Source organism: Bartonella silvatica (genome assembly GCF_040545155.1).
Lineage (GTDB): Bacteria > Pseudomonadota > Alphaproteobacteria > Rhizobiales > Rhizobiaceae > Bartonella > Bartonella silvatica.
Map to the genome: position 1 here is coordinate 1 of NZ_JBEPLI010000088.1, position 1,038 is coordinate 1,038.

1 protein-coding gene is annotated in these 1,038 nt (G+C 36.0%); it reads right to left on the minus strand.

Annotation, left to right across the window (positions count from 1 at the left end):
• Nucleotides 1–1,038: type ISP restriction/modification enzyme (locus tag ABID23_RS08100; RefSeq protein ID WP_354190999.1), on the minus strand; the 1,038-nt coding region annotated here is incomplete at both ends.

Genomic DNA, 1,038 nt, shown 5'->3' on the forward strand with positions numbered 1-1,038 from the left:
TTTTTCATTAGGATAAGCAGCTTTAAAATGTGCTAATCCTTCATCAGTAATGGCATCATGCCTCTGTAAACCAACTGTTTTACTTTCTTCTGTAGTATTTGCAAACAAATGGGATTGTTGCTTACTTTTACCTTTTGAAACCGTAGTGTCTTCGTAAAAATATCTTGGAAAGCATTGTCCATTTTCTATCACCTGAAAATCAGATACGGTCTTAATCATAAGTACAGAAAAGTCTTTTTTTGCTCCTGTACCTGTAATTTGTATCATTCTATTTTCAACGATTCGTCCCATCGGGAATATACACGGCATTTGATGAACTCTATGATTAAAAATACGATTGCAGTAGAGCCATTGATGCGTAAAGGGACGGTAAAGACTTTGAACTAAGCAGCCACTTTTAAATTCAGAAGACTTTCCCCTTGTCAACTCTTGTTTAAGACTACTACTCCAACTGATTTTTCTCGTATCTGAATTTACGAAATGATTTACAGCCTTTGCACGTGCCTTACGGTCAACATGCGCATAAGCATCATTAAAACGTTTTATTTCGCTGTTATAGAAGCAGATCATATTATCCATATTCTTGGCCACAACTTCACGGCTTGAGTTATATGCCCAAGCATCACGACTGGTTAAAATACCACAAGAAAACATTTCAAAAAGCTTTTTACCATGACCTTTTTTGTCACCTTTATCACCTATAGCTAAAAAGGCGTTGAAACTGTTGTCACGTTGACCAAGCCAATCACCATGTTTATCTGGTGTAATTATTTGCCAACCTTTTTTGCTCCGTGTAATGCCATCAATACTCCTAAATTTTTTAATTGTCTTAAGCTTTTTTTCTCTTGTGAGATAATCTCCAATATCACGAAAATATATCTTACTATGCTGTTGTGCATTTGGATTTTTAACCAAAATAGAAATAGCTATAGGAGCACGTGACCCTTCACCAAAAATTCCACCACTTTCTTTCTTCCGTTGTTCTCCAGAAGTCCGCGCATTTCCTCGTAAATGGAAAATATAAAGGCTGCTAAATTC